Below are 24,669 nucleotides of genomic sequence, written 5' to 3'. Positions count from 1 at the left end.
GGAGAACCGGCCCGGACGTGGCTGGATCCGGTGCTGGCCCGCTCGGGGTTCGGGCGAGCACCGGATCCGGGGGGTACATCGCGGCCCGGCGCGGGCGCGTTACACCGCGCGGGACACCACCTGCAGACCGTCCCCGGCGGCGACCACGGCCACGTGCGCCAGGGTCGGCACCACCGCGTCGGCGAGGAGCTCGGAGGCGGGGTGGGTGACGGTCACGGCGAGCGTGGCGCAGCCCGCGGCGCGCCCCGAGAGCAGACCCGCGGGAGCGTCCTCCACGACCAGGCAGCGGGCCGGGTCCACGCCCAGGCGGCGCGCCCCCAGCAGGTACGGCTCCGGGTCGGGCTTGCCGCGGCGCACGTCGTCGAACGTCACCCACTCCTGGGGCTCGCGCAGCCCCGCCGAGGAGGCCCGCGCCCGCGCCAGCGGCAGGGTGCAGGACGTCACGACCGCCCACCGCTCCTGCGGCAGGGACGCCAGCAGCTCCTCCACCCCGGGCAGCAGGACCACGTCGGCGACGTCCTCCACCTCCAGCTCCGTGATGCGCCGGGTCGCCTCCGCCACCTGCCCGGCCGGCAGCAGCTCGGCGACGATGGAGGCGGCGGGGCGGCCGTGGCCGTGGGCCTTGGCGAAGGCCTCCCCGTCCACCCCGAACTCGATCGCCCAGCGCGTCCAGCAGCGCACGATGGCGGTGGTGGAGTCCACCAGGGTGCCGTCCATGTCGAACAGGACGGCGTCGAAGGTGCGGCCGGCGAGAGCGGGGAGGGTGCTGTCCACCCCCGCACCCTAAGCAGCGGCCGGCGGCGGCCACGCCGGGCACCCGCCGGCCCGGCGGGCGGCCCCCGGCTTCCCGGTCAGCCCGGTCAGCCCGGAGGGGTGCCCCCGGGCGCGGAGCGGTCCAGGCGCACGGCGTGCCGGGCCGCGGCGCGCGCCCGCCGGCGGTCCCCCGCGGCGTCGTAGGCCACCGCCAGGCGGTACCAGGCGCCGGCGTCGGCGCCGTCGCGCTCCACCTCGGCGCGGTAGCGCTCGAACAGGGCGCGGCCCGCCTCCCGGTCCACCCGGCCGCCGGCGGTGCGGCCCAGGTCGTCCACGGGCAGCTCCCCGCGCTCGGCGAGCCGGCGCCCGAGGCGCTCCGTGGCCACGCCGAACATCAGCTCCCGCGCCACGGCCCAGGCGGCGACGGCGGGCAGGAGCAGCAGGGCCGTGCCGTAGAGGACGGGCACCGCCCCGCCCTGGCGCAGCATCTCCACGCCGAGGCGCCCCAGGGTCAGGAGGTAGCCGAGGACGACGGCCGTGGCCAGGGCCACGACCAGCTTGGTGCGCACCGGCGCCCCGGCTCAGGCCGGACCGTCGCGGCGCGCGGCGCCGTCCAGGTCCAGGTAGTGCTCCAGGCCGACGGTCAGGCCCGGGCGGTCCACGACCGTGCGCACCCCGAGCAGGACCCCCGGCATGAACGAGGCCCGGTCGTAGGTGTCGTCGCGCAGGGTCAGGGTCTCCCCCGGCCCGCCGAACAGCACCTCCTGGTGGGCCAGCAGCCCCCGCAGGCGCACCGCGTGCACGCGCACCCCGTCGACGTCCGCGCCGCGGGCGCCCTCCAGCTCCTCGCTCGTCGCGTCGGGCGCGGGCGGCAGACCGGCCTCGGCGCGGGCGGCGGCGATCAGCTGGGCGGTGCGCACCGCCGTGCCGGACGGGGCGTCCACCTTGGCCGGGTGGTGCAGCTCCACGACCTCGACGGACTCGAACCAGCGGGCGGCCTGCTGGGCGAACTTCATGACCAGCACCGCGCCGATGCCGAAGTTGGGCGCGACCAGCACCCCGAGGGCCGGGGCCTCGGCCAGCCAGCCGCGCACGGTCTCGAGCCGCTCCGCCGTCCAGCCGGTGGTGCCGGTGACGACGTGCACCCCGTGCGAGACGCACCACTCGACGTTGCCCATGACCGCCGAGGGCACGGTGAGGTCGACGACGACCTGCGCGTCGGCGTCCGCGACGGCCTCCAGCGGGTCACCGCGCCCGATGCGCGCGACGAGCTCCAGGTCCGGTGCGGCCTCCACGGCGGCGCAGGCCTGGGCGCCCATGCGCCCGCGGGCACCGAGGACGGCGACGCGCAGCGGCGGGACGGGCTCCCCGCCGGCGGCCCCGGCGCTCACGCCAGGACCCGGGAGAAGTCGTGGTCCTCCTCGAAGGGGCCGACCGCCACGATCGAGCGGGGCCGGGCCACCAGGTCCGCGGCCAGCCCCTGCACCTCGTCCGCCGTGACGGCCCGCAGCCTGCGCAGGGCGGTGTCCAGGCCGGTGAACTCCCCGTGCACCAGCTCCGCCTTGCCCAGCCGGGACATCCGGGAGCCGGAGTCCTCCAGGCCCAGCACGAGCCCGCCGGCGAGCTGGCCGATCCCGCGGCGCAGCTCCTCCTCGTCCAGGCCGTCCTGCGCCAGGCGCACCAGCTCCGCGAGCATGAGCTCGGCCACCTGGTCCGCCTTGGCCGGCGAGCAGCCCGCGTACAGCCCGATGTAGCCGCCGTCGGAGTAGTTCGCGTTGAAGGAGTACACCGAGTACGCCAGGCCGCGCTTCTCCCGGACCTCCTGGAAGAGCCGGCTGCTCATGCCCCCGCCGAGGACGGCGTTGAGCACCGACAGCGTGAAGCGGCGCTCGTCGGTCGCGGTGACCCCCGTGCAGCCCAGCACGAGGTGGGCCTGCTCGGTGGGCCTGCCCACGACGAGGGCGCGGCCTGCGCCGCCGCCCGTGGCCTCCCCCGTGACGCGTCGCGCAGCCGGGGCCGCCGGCGGCAGCGGCACCCCGGCGCGCTCCAGCTCCGCCTGCACCGCCGAGCAGACGGCCTCGTGGTCGAGGCCGCCCGCGGCGGTGAAGACGAGGTGGCGCGGCTCGTAGTGCTGGCGGTAGTGCGCCCACACGTCGTCGCGCCCGACCGCCCGGATGGTGTCGGGCGTGCCGCCGATGGGCCGCCCGAGCGGGTGCTCACCGAGGACGACCTCGGCGAAGCGCTCGTGGGCGACGTCGGCGGGGTCGTCGTCGTTCATGGCGAGCTCTTCCAGGATGACCTCGCGCTCGGAGTCGAAGTCCCCGGGGTCCAGGACCGCCGAGGTGACCATGTCGGTGACGACGTCGATGGCCATCGGCAGGTCCTCGTCGAGGATCCGCGCGTAGTAGGTCGTGTGCTCCTTGCCCGTCGCGGCGTTGGCCTCACCGCCGACCGCGTCGAACGCGGTGGCGATGTCCATGGCGTCGCGGCGGGTGGTGCCCTTGAAGAGCAGGTGCTCCAGGAAGTGGGTGGAGCCGAACTGCCCGTGCGTCTCGTCGCGGGAGCCTACCCCCACCCAGCAGCCGAAGCTCACGGAACGCTGGCCCGGCATGGCCTCCGTGAGGACCCGCGCCCCGCTGGGCAGGACGGAGCGGCGCACGAGGGCGCCGCCGCCCGAGTCCTCGACGGTGGTGGTGCGGACGCCGTCGGAGGCCGGGCCCAGCGGGAGCGGGATGCTCGTCACGTCAGGCGTCGACCCCGACGGAGTCGGAGGCCCCGGAGGCGTCCGCGGACTGCTCCGCGCCGCCCTCGCCGCCCTCCTCGTCGGCGACGACGGGCACCAGCGACAGCTTGCCCCGCGGGTCGATCTCCGCGATCTGCACCTGGACCTTCTGCCCCACGGCCAGCACCTCGTCGACGTTGTCGACGCGCTTGCCGCCCACCAGCTTGCGCAGCTGGGAGATGTGCAGCAGGCCGTCCTTGCCGGGCAGCAGGGAGATGAACGCACCGAACGTCGTCGTCTTCACGACGGTGCCCAGGTAGCGCTCACCGACCTCCGGCATCGTCGGGTTGGCGATCGCGTTGATCGCGCTGCGCGCGGCCTCCGCGGACGGGCCGTCGACGGCCCCGATGTACACGGTGCCGTCGTCCTCGATGGAGATGTCGGCGCCCGTGTCCTCCTGGATCTGGTTGATCATCTTGCCCTTGGGGCCGATGACCTCGCCGATCTTGTCGACGGGGACCTTCACCGTGATGACGCGCGGGGCCGTCGGGGACATCTCGTCCGGTGCGTCGATGGCCTCGTTCATCACCGCGAGGATGTGCAGGCGCGCGTCGCGGGCCTGCTTCAGCGCGTCGCCGAGCACCGAGGCGGGCAGGCCGTCGAGCTTGGTGTCGAGCTGGATCGCCGTGACGAACTCCGGCGTGCCGGCGACCTTGAAGTCCATGTCGCCGAAGGCGTCCTCGGCGCCGAGGATGTCGGTCAGGGCCGCGTAGCGGGTCTCACCGTCCACGGTGTCGGACACCAGGCCCATGGCGATGCCCGCGACCGGCGCGCGCAGCGGCACACCGGCGTTGAGCAGCGACAGCGTCGAGGCGCACACGGAGCCCATCGAGGTGGAGCCGTTGGAGCTGAGGGCCTCGGAGACCTGCCGGATGGCGTAGGGGAACTCCTCGCGGGCGGGCAGCACCGGCACCAACGCGCGCTCGGCGAGCGCGCCGTGGCCGATCTCGCGGCGCTTCGGGGAGCCGACGCGGCCGGTCTCGCCCGTGGAGAAGGGCGGGAAGTTGTAGTTGTGCATGTAGCGCTTGCGCGTCACGGGCGAGAGCGTGTCGAGCTGCTGCTCCATGCGGAGCATGTTCAGCGTCGTCACGCCGAGGATCTGGGTCTCGCCGCGCTCGAACAGCGCGGAGCCGTGCACGCGGGGCAGGACCTCGACCTCGGCGGACAGGGTCCGGATGTCGGCGAGGCCGCGGCCGTCGATGCGGACGCCGTCGGTGAGGATGCGCTGGCGGATGAGCTTCTTCTGCAGCGAGCGGTAGGCCGCGGAGATCTCCTTCTCCCGGCCCTCGAACGCCTCGCCGAGCTTGCCCTTCAGCTCCGCCTTGACGGCGTCGACCCGGTCCTGGCGCTCCTGCTTGCCGCCGATGGTCAGCGCCTCGCGCAGGTCCGCCTCGGCGGCCGCGGTGACGGCCTCGAGGACGTCGTCGGCGTAGTCGGGGAAGAGCGGGAACTCCGCGGTCGGCTTCGCGGCGCGCGAGGCGACCTCCTGCTGGGCGCGCACGAGGGCCGCGATGTGCGGCTTGGCGGCCTCGAGGCCCTGGGCCACGACGTCCTCGGTGGGCGCCTGCGCACCGTTCTCCTTGATGAGGACCCAGGCGTTGTCCGTGGCCTCGGCCTCCACCATCATGATCGCGACGTCCTCGGTGCCGTCGGCACCGGTGATGACGCGACCGGCCACGACCATCTCGAAGACGGCGCGCTCGGACTCGGAGTAGCGGGGGAACGCCACCCACTGCCCGTCGATGAGGGCGACGCGCACGCCGCCGACGGGGCCGGAGAAGGGCAGGCCGGCGAGCTGGGTGGACAGCGACGCGGCGTTGATCGCGACGACGTCGTAGGCGTCGTCGGGGTGCAGCGCCAGGACGCTGACGACGACCTGGACCTCGTTGCGCAGCCCCTTGACGAAGCTCGGGCGCAGCGGCCGGTCGATGAGGCGGCAGGTGAGGATCGCCTCGGTGGACGGGCGGCCCTCCCGGCGGAAGAACGAGCCGGGGATCTTGCCGGCGGCGTAGCTGCGCTCCTCCACGTCCACCGTGAGGGGGAAGAAGTCGAACTGGTCCTTCGGGGTCTTGCCGGCGGTGGTGGCGCTCAGCAGGAAGGACTCGTCGTCGAGGTAGACGGCGGCGGAGCCGGCGGCCTGGCGGGCGAGGCGCCCGGTCTCGAAGCGGATGGTGCGGGTGCCGAACGAACCGTTGTCGATGACGGCTTCGGCGGCGGTGATCTCAGGACCCTCCACGGGTGCCTCCGTTCTGTCGCGGAGGACCGCGCACTCGATCTGCCGGTGCTCGATCGAGGCGCACGGGGCGCGCGGGGCGCGGACCCGGGGGCCACTACCGAGGACCGGTCCGGTGCTGCAGGTCGCTCCTGCTCCGTGCGGCCGGACGGCCGCGTCGTAACCGGTGCGGCGCCCGCCGGGGTGCGCGGGCGCGTGTGCGGGTGGTGCCCGCACGGGGACGGGGCGGCTCCCGGGAGGGAGCCGCCCCGGGGGTCAGCGTCGGATGCCGAGCCGCTCGATGATCGAGCGGTAGCGGTTGATGTCCTTCTTGGCCATGTACTGCAGCAGGCGGCGACGCTGGCCGACCAGCAGCAGGAGGCCACGACGGCTGTGGTGGTCGTGCTTGTGCTGCTTCAGGTGCTCCGTCAGGTCGCGGATCCGCTGGGTCAGCATCGCGACCTGGACCTCCGGCGAGCCGGTGTCACCCTCGACGGTGGCGTACTCGGACATGATCTGCTTCTTGGTGGCAGCGTCGAGCGGCATCTGCTCTCCTCGGGTCGTTGCGCGGTGCCTCGGGGCAGGTCCACCCGGGCGCTCTGGAGTCCGCGGCCGATCGAACGGCGAGATCAGGCTAACAGGCGGCGGCACTGCTCCACATCCCGGGCCATCTGCTCCACCAGCGCCCCGATGCCGTCGAAGCGCAGCGTGGGCCGCAGCCGGTGGGTGAACTCCACCGCCATCCGCTCCCCGTACAGCTCCAGGCCCGTGCGGTCGATCGCGTACGCCTCCACCCGCCGCTCCACCCCGTCGAACGTGGGGTTGGTGCCCACGGAGATCGCCGCGGGCATCCGCTCGCCGTCGCCGCCGTCCGGGCCGGGCCGCACCATCCACCCCGCGTACACCCCGTCGGCCGGGACCAGCCCCTCGCAGCTCGGGCACAGGTTCGCCGTGGGGTAGCCCAGCTCCCGGCCGCGGTGGTCCCCGTGCACGACGGTGCCCACCACCCGGTGCGGGCGGCCCAGCACGTCCGCGGCGTGCTGCACGTCCCCCGCCGCGAGGTCCCGGCGGACCCGCGTGGAGGACCACGGGCGCACCGGCGCCCCCGCCGGGCCGTGCTCGGGGGAGACGTCGTCCAGCGCCGTCACCACGAACCCGCAGGCCCGGCCCAGCTCCTGCAGGGTGGCCAGGTCCCCGGAGTTGCCGCGCCCGAAGCGCACGTCGCGCCCGACGACGACCTCCACGGCGCCCAGCGTCTCCACGAACACCGTCCGCACGAAGCGCTCGGGGTCCCAGGAGGCCAGCTCCCGGGTGAACTCCATGACGAGGACGCCGTCCAGGCCGGTCTCGGCGAGCAGGCGCAGCCGGTCCGGCGGGCCCGTGAGCAGCTGCGGGGCGCGCTCGGGGTGCAGCACGGCCAGCGGGTGCGGGTCGAACGTCACCGCCACGGCGCGGGCGCCGCGGGAGCGCGCCGAGCCCACCACCCGCGCGAGCACCGCGCGGTGCCCGCGGTGGACCCCGTCGAAGTTGCCGATCGCGACGACGCTGCCGCCCTCGGCGGGGGGGACCTCGTCGAGGGAGTTCCAGCGGTGCACGGGCCCACTGTGCCAGCCCGGCGCCGGCCGATCAGCGCGGGGGCGCCGGGCCGGCGCCCGGGTGGCGGGGCTCAGCGCGGCGGGACGACCAGCAGCGGGCGGGCGCGCCCTCCGGAGGCGTGCAGCAGCGCGACCAGCTCCCCGGCGGGACCGAGGGCGGCCGTGGGCGCCTCCTCGCGCTCGGCCCGCAGCTCCAGGGCCCGGCCGTGCCCGAGGTCCACGGCCTCCTCCCCGCTCAGCTCACGCACGTCGAACAGCAGGCGCGCCGCCTCCGCCAGCGGCAGGGCCCGCGGCTCCCCGGCGAGCTGCTCCAGGGTCTGCGCGCTCTGCACGCGGAAGGGGCCCGAGCGGGTGCGCCGCAGCGCCGTCAGGTGCCCCCCGACGCCGAGAGCGGCGCCGAGGTCGCGCGCCAGGGCCCGCACGTAGGTGCCCGCGGAGCACTCCACGACCACGTCGACGTCCACCGACACCTCCGCCCGGCGCACCGCGAGCACGTCGAAGCGGGTGACGGTGACGGGGCGCGCGGGCAGCTCGACGTCCTCGCCGGCGCGCACCCGGGCGTAGCTGCGCCGGCCGTCCACCTTCACCGCGCTCACCGAGCTGGGCACCTGCTGCAGCGGGCCGGTCAGCGCGGCCACCGCCCCGCGCAGCGCCTCCTCGCCCACACCGGAGGCGTCGGCGGTGGAGAGGACCTCCCCCTCGGCGTCGTCGGTGACGGTCGCCGCGCCCAGGCGCACCGTGGCCAGGTACTCCTTGTCGTGGCCGACGACGTACGTCAGCAGCCGCGTGGCCCGCCCGGTACCCACGACCAGCACCCCCGTCGCGGCGGGGTCCAGCGTGCCGGCGTGGCCGACGCGGCGGGAGCCGACGACGCGGCGGCAGCGGGAGACGACGTCGTGCGAGGTCATCCCCGCCGGCTTGTCGACGAGGAGGAGACCCTCCAGGTGCGCCGGGACGGGGGCCGCGCCCCGGCTCACGAGTGCCCGGCGGCCGGGCCGTCGCCCTCGACGAGCTCGGCCTCCAGCGCCGCGTCGTCGTGCTCGTCGTCGTCGTGCTCGTCGTCTTCGTGCTCGTCGTCGTCGTGCTCGTCGTCGTCGTGCTCGTCGTCGTCCTCGTGCTCCAGCGGCTTGCGGTACGGGTCCGGGTCGCCGGCCGGCTCGGCGGCCGCCGCCAGCGCCGCCACCCGGCGGTCCTGCTCGGCGGCGACGCGCAAGAGCTCCTCCATCTGCGCGGCCGTCTCGGGCACGACGTCCGCGGTGAAGGTGAGCGTGGGGGTGAGCCGGACACCGGTGCGCTTGCCGACCTCGGCGCGCAGCACGCCCCGGGCGCTCTCCAGCGCCGCGGCCGTACCGGCGTGGGCCTCCTCGTCGCCGAGGACGGTGTAGTAGAGCGTCGCGTGCTGCAGGTCGTTGGTCACGCGGGCGTCGGTGACGGTGATGAAGCCGAGGCGCGGGTCCTTCACACGGCTCTCCAGCGCCTCCGCGACGATGACCTTGATGCGGTCGGCCAGCTTGCGGGCGCGGGCGGGGTCGGCCACGGCGTGCTCCTGAGGTCGGGCCGGGCCCGCGGGGGACCCGGCGTGCGGGGCTCCGCCGGTGGCGGGGCCCCGGTGGAGCGGCACGGGTCGTCCCGTGCCGGGGATCAATCCTCGTCGCTGTGCAGCATCCGTCGAGCCGAGAGGACCTGGAACTCCGGGTGCGCGGCCACGGCGCGCTCGCAGCGGTCGAGCACCTCCTGGCAGCGGGCGGCGTCGGGGGCGACGACCGCCACGGAGACCTCCGCGCGCCGGTGCAGGTCGAGGTGCCCCGTCTCGGCGGCGGCCACGTCGAAGGCCCGGCGCAGCTCGGCCACCAGCGGCCGCACGATGCTGCGCTTGCCCTTGAGGGAGTGGACGTCGCCCAGGAGCAGGTCGACGGTGAGGGTTCCTGCGTACATGCGTCGGTGGTGCGCCCTCCCGCGCGGTGTGCGTGCCGCCGCGCCCGCGGTCGCGGGCACGGCTGGGGCCGGGGCGGGAGGGAGGTCCCGCCCCGGCCTTCCTCAGCCGGGGAAGCGGATCCGCGCGTCAGGCGCGGGGCTTCTCCCGCATCTCGAACGTCTCGATGACGTCGTCGATCTGGAGGTCGTTGAACGAGCCCAGGCCGATACCGCACTCGAAGCCGTCGCGGACCTCGGTGGCGTCGTCCTTGAACCGCCGCAGCGACTCGATGGTGAGGTTGTCACCGTGCACGACCCCGTTGCGCAGCACGCGCGCCTTGGAGTTGCGCCGGATGAGACCCGAGCGGACGAGGCAGCCGGCGATGTTGCCGAACTTGGAGGAGCGGAACACCTCGCGCACCTCGGCGGTGCCGAGCTGCACCTCCTCGAACTCCGGCTTGAGCATGCCGCGCAGGGCCTGCTCGACCTCCTCGATCGCCTGGTAGATGATCGAGTAGTACCGGATGTCGACACCCTCGCGCTCCGCGTACTCCCGCGTCTGCCCCTCGGGACGGACGTTGAAGCCGATGATGATCGCGTTGGAGGCGACGGCGAGGTTCACGTTGTTCTTCGTGATGGCCCCGACGCCGCGGTCGATGACGCGCAGTTCCACGTCCTCGCCCACGTCCAGCTGCAGGAGCGCGTCCTCCAGGGCCTCGACCGAACCGGCCACGTCGCCCTTGAGGATCAGGTTGAGGGTCTCGACCTTGCCCTGCTTCAGCGCGTTGGTGAAGTCCTCCAGGCTGATGGTCTTGCGGACCTTGGCCAGGAGGGCGTTGCGCTCGGCGGCCTCGCGCTTCTCGGCGATCTGGCGCGCGGTCCGGTCGTCGGGGGCCACGATGAACGTGTCCCCCGCGCCGGGCACGGACGTCAGGCCGAGGACCTGCACCGGACGCGCCGGGGTGGCCTCGGGGACCGTCTCGCCGTACTCGTCGAGCATGGCGCGCACGCGGCCGTAGCCGGTGCCCGCGACGATCGCGTCGCCGACCCGCAGGGTGCCGGACTGCACGAGCACCGTGGCGACGGGGCCGCGGCCCTTGTCGAGGTTGGCCTCGATGGCGATACCGCGGGCGTCCTTGTTGGGGTTCGCCCGCAGGTCCAGCGCCGCGTCGGCCGTCAGCAGCACGGCCTCCAGGAGCTGGTCCAGGCCCAGGCCCTGCTTGGCGGAGACGTCGACGAACATCGTGTCGCCGCCGTACTCCTCGGCCACCAGGTTGTACTCGGTGAGCTGCTGCCGGACCTTCGCCGGGTTCGCGCCCTCCTTGTCGACCTTGTTGACCGCCACGACGATCGGCACGTCGGCCGCCTGCGCGTGGTTGAGGGCCTCGATCGTCTGGGGCATGACGCCGTCGTCCGCAGCGACCACGAGGATCGCGATGTCCGTCACCTTCGCACCGCGGGCGCGCATGGCCGTGAAGGCCTCGTGACCCGGGGTGTCGATGAAGGTGATGGCGCGCTCGACGCCCTCGTGCTCCTTGTGGACCTGGTAGGCACCGATGTGCTGGGTGATGCCGCCGGCCTCCTTGGCCACCACGTCCGTGGAGCGGATGGCGTCCAGCAGCTTCGTCTTGCCGTGGTCGACGTGACCCATGACGGTCACGACCGGCGGGCGCGCCTCGAGCTCCTCGTCGCCCTCGGCCTCCAGCTCGGCGTCGAGGTTGATGTCGAAGGACGCGAGCAGCTCGCGCTCCTCGTCCTCCGGGGAGACGACCTCGATGACGAAGCCCAGCTCCGCGCCGAGCAGCTGGAAGGTGTCCTCGTTCAGCGACTGCGTGGCCGTGGCCATCTCACCGAGGTGGAACAGCACTGTGACCAGCGCCGCGGGGTTGGCGTTGATCTTGTCGGCGAAGTCCGTCAGCGAGGCACCGCGCCGGATGCGCACGACGCTGCCGTCGCCGCGCGGGACCTGCACGCCCCCGATCGTAGGGGCCTGCATCGCCTCGTACTCCTGGCGCTTGGCGCGCTTGGACTTGCGGCCCTTGGCCGGGCGCCCACCGGGACGCCCGAAGGCGCCCGCCGTGGTGCCGCGGCCACCGCGGCCACCGGGCCCACCGCCGCCGCCGGGTCCACCGCCGGGACGCGGGCCGAACCCGCCGCCACCGCCGGGACCACCGGCACCCGCACCGGGGCGCGGGCCGAAACCACCACGGCCGCCGGGGCCGGGACGCGCACCGCCGGGACCACCCGGACGCGCACCGCCGGGACCCGGACGGGGCGCGGCGGGGCGCGGCGGCATCATGCCGGGGTTCGGGCGCGGTCCGCCCGCACCGGGCCCACCGCCGGGACGCGGCCCACCGGGACGCGGCCCACCGGGCGCCGGGGCCCCACCGGGGCGGGGTGCTCCGCCGCCGGGACGGGGCATGCCCTGGTTCGGGGCGAAGGGGTTGTTGCCCGGACGCGGCGAGCCGCCGCCGGGACGGGGCATGCCCTGGTTCGGGGCGAAGGGGTTGTTGCCCGGACGCGGGGAGCCGCCGCCGGGACGGGGGGCGCCGGCACCGGGGCGCGCGGCGCCACCGGCCGGACCGGGACGCGAGGGGGCACCGGGACCACCCGGGCCGGCCGGGCGGTTCTGCTGGCGCGGGCCGGCGGGGAAGCGGTCACCGGGACGCTCGCCACGGGGGTCGGGACGCTCACCGCGGGACTCGGGCGCCGGGCGCTCGCCGCGGGGATCGTGACCCGGGCGCTCGCCGCGGGCGTCGGGACGCTCGCCGCGGGACTCCGGCGCGGGCCGCTCACCGGGACGGCGGGTGGGCCCGCCGGGGACCGGGCGCGGGCCGGGGGCCGGACGGGTCGGCGCGGGACCCGGGCCCGCGGCCGGGCGCTGCGGGGCCTGCGCCGCGGGCTGCTGCGGAGCGGGCTGCTGCGGTGCCGCGGGCCGCTCGGGGGCGGCGGACTGCTGCGGTGCCGCGGCGGGCTGCTGCGGTGCCGCGGCGGGCGCCTGGAAGGACGGCCCGGCGGGGGCCGCTGGTGCCGCGGGACGCTCCACGGGAGCCGGAGCCGGTGCTGCGGGAGCCGGTGCGGGCCGCGGGCCCGGTGCCGGCGCCGCGACGCGCGGCCCCGGCTTGGCCGGCGGCGGGGTGGGGCGCCCGGCGCCACCCGGCTTGGCCCCGCCCGCAGCGGGGAACTTGTCCTTCAGCCGCCGCACGACGGGCGGTTCGATGGTGGACGACGCGGAGCGGACGAACTCGCCCATCTCCTGCAGCGTCGTCAGGACGACCTTGCTCTCGACCCCGAACTCCTTGGCGAGCTCGTAGACCCGGACCTTTGCCACTTCTCTCCTGTCTTGGTCCGGGCCTTCGGGATCGGCTCGAACCGTCGTTACTGGGGGGTGCTCATCGCTGCGAACTCATCGGGTGCTCATCAGCTGTTCGACCCGCTTCCATCGGTGACGGTGGTGTTCTGGACCTGCTCGACGTACCGGTGCAGACCGGTCAGGTCGATGTCCGACGGACGGCGAAGTGCCCGTCCGAAGGCTCGCCGACGCTCGGCGGAGGTGAGACACGCTAGCTGCGGGTGCAACCACGCGCCCCGTCCGGGGCGTCGGGCTCGGGGGTCGGGGGCGGCGGAGATCACCCCACCACCCTCCTCGGCCACGATCCTCAACAGGACCGACCGGGCATCCCGCTTGCGACAACCCACGCACGTACGCACGCATTCCGGCGGAGCCGGCGCAGGCGGCAGGCCGGTCCCACGGGAGGATCGGTCCGACGGTGCGGTGGATCGCCGGTCACGGGGACCGGGCGGCGTCAGTGTAGCGATGCAGGCAGTCTAGCGCCGCACCCCGGTGGTCCGCTCCGGGCCTGCGGCCGGACGGGGCTCAGCGCGGGGCCTGCGCCGCGGCGTCGGAGTGGATGTCGATGCGCCAGCCCGTCAGCTTCGCGGCCAGGCGCGCGTTCTGCCCCTCCTTGCCGATCGCGAGGGACAGCTGGTAGTCGGGCACCACGACCTTCGCGGAGCGGGCCGCGGCGTCGACGACCTCGACGCTGGACACCCGCGCCGGCGACAGCGCGTTGGCGACGAAGGCCGCCGGGTTCTCGCTGTGGTCGACGATGTCGATCTTCTCCCCGCGCAGCTCGGCCATCACCGAGCGCACGCGCTGGCCCATCGGCCCGATGCAGGCGCCCTTCGGGTTGACCCCCGCGACGCGCGCCCGGACCGCCATCTTCGTGCGGTGCCCCGCCTCGCGGGCCAGGGCCACGATCTCCACCGTGCCGTCGGCGATCTCCGGCACCTCCAGCGCGAAGAGCTTGCGCACCAGGTTCGGGTGCGAGCGGGACAGCACGATCGAGGGCCCCTTGGCCCCCTTGCGCACCGAGACCACGAAGCAGCGGATGCGGCTGCCGTGCTCGTAGGACTCCCCCGGCACCTGCTCCTGAGGCGGCAGCACCGCCTCCACCGAGCCCAGGTCGACCTGCACCATCCGCGGGTCGCGACCCTGCTGGACGACCCCGGAGACGATGTCGCCCTCCTTGCCGGCGAACTCCCCGAGGACCTGCTCGTCCTCGGCGTCGCGCAGCCGCTGGAGGATCACCTGCCGCGCCGTGGTGGCGGCGATGCGGCCGAAGCCGGAGGGCGTGTCGTCGTACTCGCGCAGCACCTGACCGTCCGCGCCCCGCTCCTCGGCCAGCACCGCCACCTCGCCCGAGGAGCGGTCCAGGTGCACCCGGGCGTGCTTCTGGGAGCCCTCGGTGTGGTGGTACGCGATGAGCAGGGCCTGCTCGATGGCCCGCACCAGGGTGTCGAAGGGGATCTCGCGCTCGCGTTCCAGCATGCGGAGCGCGGCCATGTCGATGTTCACGTCAGTCCTCCTCGGGGGAGCCGGCCGCCCGGGTGGGCGTCCCGCCCCCCTCGTCCTCGTCCGGCAGGTCGTCCCCGTCCCCGAGGTCGTCGTCCAGCTCGTCGTCGTCCAGCTCGTCATCGTCCAGCTCGTCGTCGTCCACGCCGTCCAGCTCGTCGTCGGCGCCGTCCGCGACGTGCGTGAACTCCACCTGCACCTCGCCGCGCACGAGGTCCGCCCAGGGCACGAGCCGCTCCCCGCGGGGGGCGGACCTCGACGGCGGGCGCCCCTTGACGGACTGCGGCTGCACGTCCAGCACGACGCCCTCCTCGCCGGCGTCGACGACGCGGCCCACCAGGACACCGCCGTCGGCGAGCACCGCGCGCACCACGCGCCCGCGGGCCCTGGACCAGTGGCGGCGCCGCACCAGCGGGCGGTCCACGCCCGGGGAGCTGACCTCCAGCACGTACGGTGCGGAGCCGAGCACGTCGGAGGCGTCCAGCGCCTCGGAGACGGCGGTCGAGGCGACGGCCACCGCGTCGAGGTCCACCTCCCCCGGCTCGTCGCCGGCGAGGTCCACGACGACCCGCACGATGCGCCGGCGCCCGGCGGAGGTGACCTCCACGTCCTCCAGCGCGAGCCCGGCCCCGGCGACGACGTCGTCGAGCACCGCGGCCACCTCCTGGCTCAGGGGTGTCGCGGGGGACGGTCCCGTCGGCGGCACGGGGGGCTCCTCTCCTGGCGGTGGTCGGCGCAGCACGCGGCCCCGCGGAGGACCGCGGGGCCGCGTGCCGCGCCGCGCTGCTGCGGGTGGCGCAGTTCCCGCGGCGGCTCCCCAGCCTAGCCGTGCCGCGCCCCTGCGGCCCCCACCGGCGGCGGCCCGTGCGAGCATCCCCTGCGTGCCGACTCCCCCCGCCGCCCGGCCCGCGGCGCCGGGACCGCCCGGGGCGACCCCGGGCCGCCGGAGCGTGCTGCGCCTGGGCGGCGCGGCGGCGCTGGGCCTGCTGCTGCCCGCGTGCGGCGTGCGCTGGGCACCGCGCCCGGACCCGACGCCGACCGCCGAGCCGGGGCCGGACGACCTGGCGCGGGAGGAGGCGGTGGCCGACGCCCGCGCCCTGGAGCTGGCCCTGACCGCGCTCGCGCCCGCAGGCGGGGCTCCCGCGGCCCCGGCGGCGACGGCGCTGGAGGAGACCCGCGCCCACCTGCGCGCGCTCGGCGCCGGCCCGGCCGCCGCGCCCGCCGGCCCGGGCGGCACCCCCGGCCCCGCGGACCCCACCCCGGCGGACCCGCCGCCGTCCACGCCGGCCGGGGTCGTCGGGGCCCTGGGCGCGGCCGCCGGCAGGGCGCTGACCACCGCGGAGGAGGCCTCGGCGGGCACGGCCCGCCTCCTGGTGTCGATCTCGGTGGCCCGCACTCTGCAGGCGCGGGCCCTGGCGGCCGCCGCGGGGCTGCCCCCGCCGGCGGAGCCGGCGTCCGCGCCGGCCTCCGGGCCCGCCGCCCCCGCCGGTGCGCCGGCCGCTCCGCTGCCACGCGAGGCGGTGGAGGCCGCGCAGCGCGCGCTCGCCGGGGAGCACGCCGCCGTGCACGCCTTCGGGCTCGTCGCGGGACGCCTGACCCCCGAGCGCCGCGCTGCCGCCCTGGCCGCGATGGACGCCCACCGCGGCGCGCGGGGACGTCTGCAGCAGGTGCTGGTGGCGGCCTCGGCAACCCCCGCACCCGCCGAGCCCGGCTACGACGTCGCGGCGGTCACGCCCGAGGAGGCCACCGCCCTGGCCGCGCAGGTGGAGCTGCGCCTCGCCGCGCGCTACGCCGACCTGGCCGCCGCCGACCCCGCCCTGCGCCGGGAGGGCGCCGCGGGCGTGCTGCGCGCGACGACCGCGGCCGCCTCGTGGGGCGCACCGTCGACGACCCCGTTCCCGGGACTGCCCGACCTGCACGGGCGCTGAGCGGGGCGCGGCACCGGGGCGGGCCGCCGGGCGCAGCGGTGCGGGCTCCTGCGAGACTGCCCCGGCCATGACCACCGCACCGCCGCCCGCCCCGCCCGCCGCAGGGACGCTGCGCGTGCTGACGTGGAACGTGTGGTGGCGCTTCGGCGACTGGCGCCGCCGGCGCGAGGCGATCCTGCGCGTGCTCGCCGAGCACCGGCCCGACGTGTGCGGGCTGCAGGAGGTCTGGGCCGGCCCCGACGCGGGGCTGGCGGACTGGCTCGCCGAGCGGCTGGGCATGCACGCGGTCTTCGCGCCCTCCCCCGCCCCGGAGCGCTGGCGGCGCAGGCTGGGCGCCACCCGTCCCGGTGAGCCCGCGGCCGACCTCGACTTCGGCAACGCGGTCCTCAGCCGCCACCCCGTCCTGGCCACCGCCGTCACCGACCTGCCCGACAGCGCCCGCCCCGAGGGGCGCACGGCCCTGCACACGCTGCTGGACGTGCCCGGCGGGCCGCTGCCGTTCACCACGACGCACCTGAACTCCTCACCCGCCGAGTCGGCGGTGCGGGTGGCGCAGGTGCGCGCCCTGGTGCCCGCCGTCGCGCGGCACGCCCGGGGCGCCGCGGGTGCGCTGCCGCCGGTCCTGACCGGTGACCTCAACGCCGAGGCGACCTCCGACGAGGTCCGGCTCCTGGGGGGCTACGAGACCGCGCCGGTGGTGGAGGGGTTCGTGCTCGTCGACGCCTGGCGCTACGCCGCGGACGGCGCCGAGGGCCGCACGTGGGACCGGCGCAACCCGCACGTGGCGGGGGTCCGCCAGCCGAGCGCCCGCATCGACTACGTGTTCACCGGCCTGCCGCGCTTCGACGGCAGCGGCTCCGTCCTGGACGTGCGCCGGGTCGGCGCGGACCCCGTCGAGGGGGTCTGGCCCTCCGACCACGCCGCGGTGCTGGTGGACCTGCAGACGCTTCCCTCGCCTTGACGGCGCGACCTCCCGGGGTGCCGCGGCGCGCCGGGCGCAGCAGGATGCCGGTCATGCCCGCCCTCGCCGAGTCCCGTCCAGCCGTCGACGCCCCCCGGGACCGGGCCCGCCAGGTGGTGGTCGCCGCCGCCGCGGTGGTCGCCGTGCTGGGCGCCGTCGTCGGCTCCGGGGCCCTGGGTGGCACGCCGATCGCGGAGGCCGCCGGCGGGGCGCTCTCGGCGTCCGCGACGCTCGTGGCCCCCGCCGGCCCGGCCTTCGCGATCTGGTCCGCCATCTACCTCGGGCTGCTCGCGCTGGCCGCGTGGCAGCTCGCGCCGGGCCGGCGCGGGGACCGGCGCCAGCGCGCGACCGGCTGGTGGGTGGCCGCATCGATGCTGCTCAACGCGGCGTGGATCGCCACGGTGCAGGCCGGGCAGCTGGCCTCCAGCGTCGTCGTCATCGTGGCGCTGCTGCTCACCCTCGTCGTCGTGGTGGGGCGGCTGGGGACCGCGCGTCCCGCACGGCCGGTGGAAGCCCTCGTCGTCGACGGCACGGTGGGCCTGTACCTGGGGTGGGTGAGCATCGCCACGGTCGCCAACGTGGCGGCGGCGCTGGCCGCGGCCGGGGTGGGCGACCTCGGCCTCGGGGTTCAGGTGTGGGCGGTGCTCGTGCTGCTGCTGGCGGCCGGGGTGGGTGTCGGCGTGACCCGTCGCACGGGCGGCGGGCTGGCGTTCGCCGCGGGCCTGGCGTGGGGCCTGGCGTGGGTGGCCGTCGGCCGGGCGTCCGGGCCCGACGCCTCCGCTGCCGTGGCGGTCGTGGCCGCCCTGGCGTCGGCGGTGGTGCTGGGCTCCGCGGCCGCCGCGCGCTCGCGCCGCGCGGCGGGCCGCTGAGGCTCCCTCAGCCGCGCACGGCGCCGACCACCGCGTCCACCGCACCGGCGAGCGGGATCTGCTCGCCGGTGCCGCTGCGGCGGTCCTTCAGCTCCACGGTGCCCTCGGCGAGGCCCTTGCCGACCACGAGGATGGTGGGCACGCCGATGAGCTCGGCGTCCTTGAACTTCACGCCGGGCGAGACCTTGCGCCGGTCGTCGTAGAGGACCTCCAGGCCCTGGGCGACCAGCTCGGCGGCCAGGCGCTCCGCCTCGGTGAAGACGGCCTCGTCCTTGCCCGTGGCCACCACGTGCACGTCGGCCGGTGCGAGGGCTCGCGGCCACACCAGGCCGGCCCCGTCGTGGTTGCCCTCCGCCACGGCCGCCAGGGCGCGCGTGACGCCGACGCCGTAGGAGCCCATGGTGACCACGACCTGCTTGCCGTTCTCGTCGAGCACCTTCAGGTCCAGGGCCTCGGCGAAGCGCCGTCCCAGGGCGAAGATGTGCCCGATCTCGATGCCGCGGGCCAGCTCCAGCGGGCCGGAGCCGTCGGGGGCGGGGTCGCCGGCGCGCACCTCGGCGGCCTCGATCGTGCCGTCGGCGGTGAAGTCGCGGCCCTTGACGAGGTCGAAGACGTGCCGGCCCTGCTCGTTCGCGCCGGTGATCCACCGGGTGCCGTCGACGACGCGGGGGTCGAGGAGGTAGCGGATGCCGGAGGCGGACCCCGCGCCGAGCACCTGCGGGCCGATGTAGCCGCGCACGAGCGCGGGGTGCTTCGCGAAGTCCTCCGGGCCGAAGGCCGCGACCTCCGCCGGGGAGACGGCGGCCTCGACGCGCTTGGCGTCCACCTCGCGGTCGCCGGGCAGGCCGATCACCAGCGGCTCGCGGGTGCCGTCGGGGTGCACGAGGGTGACGACGACGTTCTTGAGGGTGTCGGCCGCCGTCCACGGCCGATCCGGCCGGGGGTGGTGGGCGTTGGCGAAGGCGACGAGGGTGTCGATGGTGGGGGTGTCCGGGGTGTCCTCGACGTGCGCGGCGGGGGCGTCGTCGAAGGGCAGCGGGTCGGGCACCGGCGTGGTGACGGCCTCGACGTTCGCGGCGTAGCCGCCGGGTGAGCGGACGAAGGTGTCCTCGCCGATCTCGCTGGGGTGAAGGAACTCCTCGCTGCGCGAGCCGCCCATGGCGCCGGACATCGCCGAGACGACGACGTAGTCGAGGCCGAGGCGGTCGAACAGGCGGACGTACGCCTCGCGGTGCGCCTCGTAGGACCGCTCGAGGCCGGCGTCGTCGACGTCGAAGCTGTAGGAGTCCTTCATGACGAACTCGCGGCCGCGGATGAGACCGGCGCGGGGGCGGGCCTCGTCGCGGTACTTCGTCTGGATCTGGTAGATCGACAGCGGCAGGTCCTTGTACGAGGAGTACAGGTCCTTCACCAGCAGGGTGAACATCTCCTCGTGGGTGGGGGCGAGGAGGTAGTCGGCGCCCTTGCGGTCCTTCAGGCGGAAGATGCCCTCGCCGTAGTCCGTCCAGCGGTTCGTCGCCTCGTACGGCTCGCGCGGCAGCAGCGCCGGGAAGTGGACCTCCTGGAAGCCGGCGGCGTCCATCTCCTCGCGCACGATCGCCTCGACCTTGCGCAGCACCCGCAGCCCCAGGGGCAGCCACGTGTAGATGCCCGGCGCGGCACGGCGGATGTACCCGGCGCGCACGAGGAGCCGGTGGCTGGCCACCTCCGCGTCCACCGGGTCCTCGCGGAGGGTTCGGAGGAACAGGGTCGACATCCTCAGCAGCACCCGGCGAGCCTACCGGCGCGCGCACGGGCGCCCGGACCCGGAGGAGGGCGGGCAGAGCCGGGGTGCGGAGCGGGACGGCGTGCTCAGAAGAGGACGGTGGCGAAGGTGCCGACCTCGCGGAAGCCGACGCGGCGGTACGCGGCGATCGCCCGGGCGTTGTAGTCGTTGACGTACAGCGACACCTGCGGGGTGCCGGCCTCGCGGGCCTGGGCGACGACGGCCGCCATGCCCGCCACGCTGAGCCCCTCCCCGCGCCGGTGCGGCGCGACCCAGACCCCCTGCACCTGCGCCACCCTCGACGCGACGGCCCCCAGCTCGGCCTTGAAGACCACCTCGGGCCCGGACGGTGAGGGGTCGATGCGCACGAAGGAGCGCCCGGCCGCGACGAGCTCGGCGACCCGCGCGCGGTAGGTGGTGCCGCCGTCGGGCGGGGAGGGGGCGTAGCCGATCTCCTCGGTGAACATCGCCACGCAGGCGGGCACGACGAGGTCCAGCTCCGAGAGCCGGGAGCGGCGCACCGCCGGGTCGGGCTCGACGGCCGGCCCGGTGTCGCACAGCATCAGCGGCTGGCGCGCGCGGACCTCGCGCACCCCGCGCCAGGACGACTCCAGCCGGGACCACAGGCCCAGCACCGCGTCGGCGGGGCCCACGATCGAGGAGCAGCGCCGGCCCTCGGAGCGGGCGCGGTCGGCGAAGGCGTCCAGGGCCCGCGGCGTGGCCTCGATGGGCACGAGGTTCGCGCCGGCCCAGCACGCCGAGACCAGCTCCGAGCCCTCGAACCAGCCCCAGACCTGCCCGCCGACCTCTGCGCCGGGCCGGGCGAGCAGCCCGAGGAGGCGGGCGGAGACGAAGACGTTCGCGACGGGGTCGATCTCGCACAGGCGCAGCAGCGCGGGCGCGTCGGAGGCCTGCAGCGCACGCAGCACGCCTCGACGTTCCCCGGAGGGCGGCGGGGGGGCGGCGGGTGCGCTGGGGTGGTGCACGGTCGCATCCTGTCGCCTCCCCGGCCCAGCGTCGAGGCGACGCCGCCTGCGCCAGGGCCACCAGAGCTGGGGACGGCGCATCAGGCCCGGCCGGGGGTCGGCCACCGCCGGCGCGGGCGCACGGGGCAGCCGCTCAGCCGACGGTCACCACCGGCGCGGACCCGCCGTCGGAGGAGGCGTCCATCTCGGCGGCGAGGCGCTCGGCCTCCTCGATGAGGGTGGCGACGATCTCCGACTCCGGCACCGTCTTGATGACCTCGCCGCGCACGAAGATCTGGCCCTTGCCGTTGCCGCTGGCCACCCCGAGGTCGGCCTCGCGGGCCTCGCCGGGGCCGTTGACGACGCAGCCCATGACGGCGACCCGCAGCGGCACGCTCATGCCCTGCAGCCCCTCGGTGACGGCGTCGGCGAGGCTGTACACGTCGACCTGTGCGCGACCGCACGAGGGGCAGGAGACGATCTCCAGCTTGCGGGGGCGCAGGTTGAGGGACTGCAGGATCTGCAGGCCCACCTTGACCTCCTCGGCGGGCGGGGCGGACAGCGAGACGCGGATGGTGTCGCCGATGCCCTTGGACAGCAGTGCGCCGAACGCGACGGCGGACTTGATGGTGCCCTGGAACGCGGGCCCGGCCTCGGTGACGCCGAGGTGCAGGGGCCAGTCTCCGCGCTCGGCGAGCATCTCGTACGCCTTGACCATGACGACCGGGTCGTTGTGCTTCACGGAGATCTTGAAGTCGTGGAAGTCGTGCTCCTCGAAGAGGGAGGCCTCCCACACCGCGGACTCCACGAGCGCCTCGGGCGTGGCCTTGCCGTGCTTGGCCATCAGGCGCGGGTCGAGGGAGCCGGCGTTGACGCCGATGCGGAGGGAGACGCCGGCGTCCTTGGCCGCCCGGGCGATCTGCTTGACCTGGTCGTCGAACTTGCGGATGTTGCCGGGGTTGACGCGCACCGCGGCGCAGCCGGCGTCGATGGCGGCGAAGACGTACTTCGGCTGGAAGTGGATGTCCGCGATCACGGGGATCTGCGACTTCTTCGCGATGATGTGCAGCACCTCGGCGTCGTCGGCGCTGGGGCAGGCGACGCGCACGATGTCGCAGCCGGTCGCGGTCAGCTCGGCGATCTGCTGGAGGGTCGCGTTGATGTTCGTCGTCGGGGTCGTGGTCATCGACTGCACCGACACCGGTGCGTCCCCGCCGACCTCGACCTTGCCGACGCGGATCTTGCGGGACTTGCGGCGGGGGGCGAGGACGGGCGGCGGGAGGGCCGGAAGGCCGAGGCTGACGCTCACCCCTCCAGTATCGCCCTCGCGCGGGGGCCGCCGCACCGCCCCCGCGGGACCTCCACGGGACGTCCCGCCGCCGGGCCGGGCGGGCGGCCCGGCCGGTGCGGCGGACGGGCCCCTCAGCCGCTGAGGCGGACGGGCCGCACGATGTCGGCGTAGAGCAGCAGCAGGGACATCCCGATGAGCAGCACCGACACCGCGTACGCGACGGGCAGGGCCTTGGCCACGTCCACCGGCCCGGGGTCGGGGCGCCGCAGCAGCCGCGCGGTGCCGCGCTTGACGGCCTCCCACAGGGCGCCGGCGATGTGGCCGCCGTCGAAGGGCAGCAGCGGGATCATGTTGAAGACGAACAACGCGATGTTCAGCGACGCCAGCAGCATGAGCAGGCGCGAGGCGCGCTCGGCGAGGGCGTCCTGCACGGCCAGCGGCGGGAGCTGGTTGAGCTCCCCGGCGACGCGGCCGAGGCCCACCACGCCCATCGGCCCGTTGGGGTCGCGCTCCCCGCTGCCGAACGCGGCCTGCGCCACCCCGACGAGGCGCTGCGGGAGGTTGAGCACGAGCCCGGCGACGGAGGCGGTCTGCTGCCAGACGAGGCCGGGCACGTCGCCGAGCGGGCGGCGCACGATCTCCCAGCTCGGGCTGACCCCGAGGAAGCCGACCCGGGCGGTGCTCCCGGTGGGGTTGCCCTGCTCGTCCAGCACGGGCCGCTCGGTGAGCACGGGGGTGGCGGTGAGGGTCTGCGGGCCGCCGGCGCGCTCGACGCCGATCTGCACGGGCCGGCCGCCGGAGGCGCGGATGGCGGCGCTGACGTCGAGCCAGTCGTCCACGGGCCGTCCGTCGAAGGTGGTGATCCGGTCCCCGGGGCGCAGGCCGGCGAGGGCACCGGGGGCGGCCGGGTCGCCCGGTCCGCAGTCCGTGCGGGTGCTGCCGGCGGGCAGGACGCACTGGGAGACGGAGGAGACCAGGGGCGTGGTCTGCGGGGTGCCGATCGCGGACAGCGCGACCGCGATGAGCAGCACGGCGAGGACGAGGTTGACGAACGGGCCGCCGAACATGATCGCCAGGCGCTTGGGGACGCTGAGCCGGTAGAAGGCGCGGTGCTCCTCCCCCGGGGCGATCTCCTCGGCGCTCTGCCGGCGCGCGTCCTCCACGAGGAGGCCGAAGCGGCCGGTGGAGGTGGCGCGCAGCGTGCCGGGGGCGTCTCCGGGCCGGGGCGCCAGCATCCCGATCATGCGGATGTAGCCGCCGAGCGGGATGGCCTTGACGCCGTACTCGGTCTCCCCCCGCCGCCTCGACCACAGCGTCGGCCCGAAGCCGACCATGTACTGGGTGACCTTCACGCCGAACCGCTTGGCGGGCAGCAGGTGCCCGACCTCGTGCAGCGCGATGGACACGCCGATGCCGACGGCGGCGACGAGGACCCCGACGACCAGGAGCAGGGTGTTCACGCGACCACCCCCGCGACGGCGAGCAACTCGTGGGCGCGGCGGCGGGCCCAGCCCTCCAGCGCGAGGACCTCGGCCACGTCGCGCGGCGCACCGGCGGGGTCGTGCTCGCCGACGACGCGGGTGAGGGTGTCCACGATGCCGGGGAAGGGCAGCGCGCCGGCGTGGAAGGCCTCGACGCACTCCTCGTTGGCGGCGTTGTACACGGCCGGGGCCCCGCCGCCGCGGCGGGCGCACTCCGCGGCGAGCGCGACGGCGGGGAAGGCCTCCTCGTCCAGCGGCTCGAAGGTCCAGGTGGTGGCGCGGCTCCAGTCGCAGGCGGGCGCGGCGCCGGGGACGCGCCCGGGCCACGCCAGGCCCAGGGCGATGGGCAGGCGCATGTCCGGCGGGGAGCACTGCGCCAGGGTCGAGCCGTCGGTGAACTCGACCAGGGAGTGCACGACGGACTGCGGGTGGACGACGACGGCGATGCGCTCCACGTCCACGCCGAACAGCAGGTGGGCCTCGATGAGCTCCAGGCCCTTGTTGACGAGGGTGGCGGAGTTGGTGGTGATGACGCGGCCCATCGACCAGGTGGGGTGGGCCAGGGCCTGCTCGGGGGTGACGCCGGTGAGCTCCTCGCGCCGCCGCCCGCGGAAGGGGCCGCCGCTGGCGGTGAGCACGAGGCGCGCGACCTCCTCCGCGCGCCCGCCGCGCAGGCACTGGGCGAGGGCGGAGTGCTCGGAGTCCACGGGCACGATCTGGCCGGGCGCGGCGGCGGCGGTGACGAGGTCGCCGCCGGCCACGAGGGACTCCTTGTTCGCCAGCGCCAGGGTGCTGCCCGCGGCGAGCGCGGCGAGGGTGGGGCGCAGGCCCACGCTGCCGGTCATGCCGTTGAGGACCACGTCGCAGGGGTGGGCGGCGACCTCGGTGGCGGCGTCCGGCCCGGCCACGACCCGCGGGAGGCGCCCGGGCACGCCCGCGGCGGCGGCCTCCGCCACGAGGGCCTCGTGCAGCGCCGGCGCTGCTGCGGCGCGGGCGACGGCGACGACCTCCACGTCGTGGCGCACGGCCTGCCGCGCCAGGGCGGCCACGTCCCCGCCGCCGGCGGCGAGGGCGACGACCCGGAAGCGGCCGGGGGCGGCCTCGGCGACGTCGAGGGCCTGTGTGCCGACGGAGCCGGTGCTGCCCAGCAGGACCACCCGCCTCGGCGCGGCCGGGGCGGGTGGGGCGTCGGGAGCGGAGGACGGGGCGAGGCTCACCGGGCCATTCTCGCCTGCGGGCCCCGCGGCCCGCGGCCGGAGGCGGGGAGGGTTCGCGAACACGCGTGGGGGACGTGGTGG

Annotated in this window: 22 protein-coding genes; 3 read left to right on the top strand and 19 right to left on the bottom strand. The window is 75.9% G+C overall.

Features of this window, described 5'->3' with window-relative positions; genetic code table 11:
• Positions 1-99: 99 nt before the first annotated feature.
• The 14 genes from ACYQBY_RS06675 to rimP all read right to left on the bottom strand — a co-directional run bounded on the left by ACYQBY_RS06675 (position 100) and on the right by rimP (position 14,817).
• On the bottom strand, positions 100-774 hold the full coding sequence (locus ACYQBY_RS06675; RefSeq protein ID WP_459643036.1) for an HAD-IA family hydrolase: 675 nt from the start codon (positions 772-774) through the stop codon (positions 100-102).
• 86 nt (positions 775-860) lie between these two features.
• Positions 861-1,322, bottom strand: coding sequence for a hypothetical protein (locus ACYQBY_RS06670; RefSeq protein WP_459643035.1), 462 nt, complete (start codon positions 1,320-1,322; stop codon positions 861-863).
• A gap of 12 nt (positions 1,323-1,334) precedes the next feature.
• On the bottom strand, positions 1,335-2,105 hold the full coding sequence (gene dapB / locus ACYQBY_RS06665; protein WP_459643130.1) for a 4-hydroxy-tetrahydrodipicolinate reductase: 771 nt from the start codon (positions 2,103-2,105) through the stop codon (positions 1,335-1,337).
• 35 nt (positions 2,106-2,140) lie between these two features.
• On the bottom strand, positions 2,141-3,496 hold the full coding sequence (locus ACYQBY_RS06660) for a M16 family metallopeptidase (RefSeq protein ID WP_459643034.1): 1,356 nt from the start codon (positions 3,494-3,496) through the stop codon (positions 2,141-2,143).
• A gap of 1 nt (position 3,497) precedes the next feature.
• Entirely contained in the window at positions 3,498-5,771 is a 2,274-nt protein-coding gene (locus ACYQBY_RS06655) for a polyribonucleotide nucleotidyltransferase (protein WP_459643033.1), read from the bottom strand.
• Positions 5,772-6,023: 252 nt separating this feature from the next.
• Positions 6,024-6,293: a 30S ribosomal protein S15 gene (rpsO, locus tag ACYQBY_RS06650; RefSeq protein WP_459643032.1), complete on the bottom strand. Its 270-nt coding sequence runs from the start codon at positions 6,291-6,293 to the stop codon at positions 6,024-6,026.
• An 83-nt stretch (positions 6,294-6,376) separates the two neighbouring features.
• A complete protein-coding gene (locus ACYQBY_RS06645; RefSeq protein ID WP_459643031.1) occupies positions 6,377-7,342 on the bottom strand; it encodes a bifunctional riboflavin kinase/FAD synthetase in 966 nt (321 codons plus the stop codon).
• 71 nt (positions 7,343-7,413) lie between these two features.
• Complete coding sequence (gene truB / locus ACYQBY_RS06640) at positions 7,414-8,250, bottom strand: tRNA pseudouridine(55) synthase TruB (RefSeq protein ID WP_459643129.1); 837 nt, start codon at positions 8,248-8,250, stop codon at positions 7,414-7,416.
• A gap of 65 nt (positions 8,251-8,315) precedes the next feature.
• Positions 8,316-8,879: a 30S ribosome-binding factor RbfA gene (gene rbfA / locus ACYQBY_RS06635; RefSeq protein WP_459643030.1), complete on the bottom strand. Its 564-nt coding sequence runs from the start codon at positions 8,877-8,879 to the stop codon at positions 8,316-8,318.
• 104 nt (positions 8,880-8,983) lie between these two features.
• Positions 8,984-9,277: a DUF503 domain-containing protein gene (locus ACYQBY_RS06630; RefSeq protein WP_459643029.1), complete on the bottom strand. Its 294-nt coding sequence runs from the start codon at positions 9,275-9,277 to the stop codon at positions 8,984-8,986.
• Positions 9,278-9,404: 127 nt separating this feature from the next.
• A complete protein-coding gene (gene infB / locus ACYQBY_RS06625; protein ID WP_459643028.1) occupies positions 9,405-12,587 on the bottom strand; it encodes a translation initiation factor IF-2 in 3,183 nt (1,060 codons plus the stop codon).
• 89 nt (positions 12,588-12,676) lie between these two features.
• Positions 12,677-12,955, bottom strand: coding sequence for a YlxR family protein (locus ACYQBY_RS06620; RefSeq protein ID WP_459643027.1), 279 nt, complete (start codon positions 12,953-12,955; stop codon positions 12,677-12,679).
• A gap of 178 nt (positions 12,956-13,133) precedes the next feature.
• Positions 13,134-14,114 carry a transcription termination factor NusA gene (gene nusA / locus ACYQBY_RS06615; protein ID WP_459643026.1) on the bottom strand — a complete coding sequence of 327 codons (981 nt, stop codon included), beginning with the start codon at positions 14,112-14,114 and terminating at the stop codon, positions 13,134-13,136.
• 1 nt (position 14,115) lies between these two features.
• Positions 14,116-14,817, bottom strand: a complete 702-nt coding sequence (gene rimP, locus ACYQBY_RS06610; RefSeq protein WP_459643025.1) for a ribosome maturation factor RimP — start codon at positions 14,815-14,817, stop codon at positions 14,116-14,118.
• 175 nt (positions 14,818-14,992) lie between these two features.
• Here rimP and ACYQBY_RS06605 point away from each other — a divergent pair, with 175 nt between their 5' ends.
• The 3 genes from ACYQBY_RS06605 to ACYQBY_RS06595 all read left to right on the top strand — a co-directional run bounded on the left by ACYQBY_RS06605 (position 14,993) and on the right by ACYQBY_RS06595 (position 17,869).
• Positions 14,993-16,039 carry a DUF4439 domain-containing protein gene (locus ACYQBY_RS06605; protein WP_459643024.1) on the top strand — a complete coding sequence of 349 codons (1,047 nt, stop codon included), beginning with the start codon at positions 14,993-14,995 and terminating at the stop codon, positions 16,037-16,039.
• 67 nt (positions 16,040-16,106) lie between these two features.
• Entirely contained in the window at positions 16,107-17,000 is an 894-nt protein-coding gene (locus tag ACYQBY_RS06600; protein ID WP_459643023.1) for an endonuclease/exonuclease/phosphatase family protein, read from the top strand.
• A gap of 53 nt (positions 17,001-17,053) precedes the next feature.
• Entirely contained in the window at positions 17,054-17,869 is an 816-nt protein-coding gene (locus ACYQBY_RS06595; protein WP_459643022.1) for a tryptophan-rich sensory protein, read from the top strand.
• Between the two features lie 7 nt (positions 17,870-17,876).
• Here ACYQBY_RS06595 and ACYQBY_RS06590 read toward each other — a convergent pair whose 3' ends face one another.
• The 5 genes from ACYQBY_RS06590 to dxr all read right to left on the bottom strand — a co-directional run bounded on the left by ACYQBY_RS06590 (position 17,877) and on the right by dxr (position 24,588).
• Positions 17,877-19,637: a proline--tRNA ligase gene (locus ACYQBY_RS06590; protein WP_459643021.1), complete on the bottom strand. Its 1,761-nt coding sequence runs from the start codon at positions 19,635-19,637 to the stop codon at positions 17,877-17,879.
• Between the two features lie 83 nt (positions 19,638-19,720).
• Positions 19,721-20,563 carry a GNAT family N-acetyltransferase gene (locus ACYQBY_RS06585; protein ID WP_459643020.1) on the bottom strand — a complete coding sequence of 281 codons (843 nt, stop codon included), beginning with the start codon at positions 20,561-20,563 and terminating at the stop codon, positions 19,721-19,723.
• Between the two features lie 190 nt (positions 20,564-20,753).
• Positions 20,754-21,908, bottom strand: coding sequence for a flavodoxin-dependent (E)-4-hydroxy-3-methylbut-2-enyl-diphosphate synthase (gene ispG, locus ACYQBY_RS06580; protein WP_459643019.1), 1,155 nt, complete (start codon positions 21,906-21,908; stop codon positions 20,754-20,756).
• A 113-nt stretch (positions 21,909-22,021) separates the two neighbouring features.
• Complete coding sequence (locus ACYQBY_RS06575) at positions 22,022-23,350, bottom strand: M50 family metallopeptidase (RefSeq protein WP_459643018.1); 1,329 nt, start codon at positions 23,348-23,350, stop codon at positions 22,022-22,024.
• A complete protein-coding gene (gene dxr / locus ACYQBY_RS06570; protein WP_459643017.1) occupies positions 23,347-24,588 on the bottom strand; it encodes a 1-deoxy-D-xylulose-5-phosphate reductoisomerase in 1,242 nt (413 codons plus the stop codon). Before dxr ends, ACYQBY_RS06575 begins: the two co-directional genes overlap by 4 nt.
• Positions 24,589-24,669 lie beyond the last annotated feature (81 nt).

The sequence above is a fragment of the Kineococcus anabasis genome (assembly GCF_054590795.1).
Note: the sequence above shows the minus strand (reverse complement) of the source record. Positions and strands in the feature narration are given on the sequence as shown.

Bases quoted from the DNA above. Each gene is read 5' to 3' on its own strand.
- ACYQBY_RS06630 (WP_459643029.1), bottom strand. From the start codon at position 9,277: ATGTACGCAGGAACCCTCACCGTCGACCTGCTCCTGGGCGACGTCCAC.
- rpsO (WP_459643032.1), bottom strand. From the start codon at position 6,293: ATGCCGCTCGACGCTGCCACCAAGAAGCAGATCATGTCCGAGTACGCC.
- ACYQBY_RS06600 (WP_459643023.1), top strand. From the start codon at position 16,107: ATGACCACCGCACCGCCGCCCGCCCCGCCCGCCGCAGGGACGCTGCGC.
- ACYQBY_RS06595 (WP_459643022.1), top strand. From the start codon at position 17,054: ATGCCCGCCCTCGCCGAGTCCCGTCCAGCCGTCGACGCCCCCCGGGAC.
- truB (WP_459643129.1), bottom strand. From the start codon at position 8,250: ATGACCTCGCACGACGTCGTCTCCCGCTGCCGCCGCGTCGTCGGCTCC.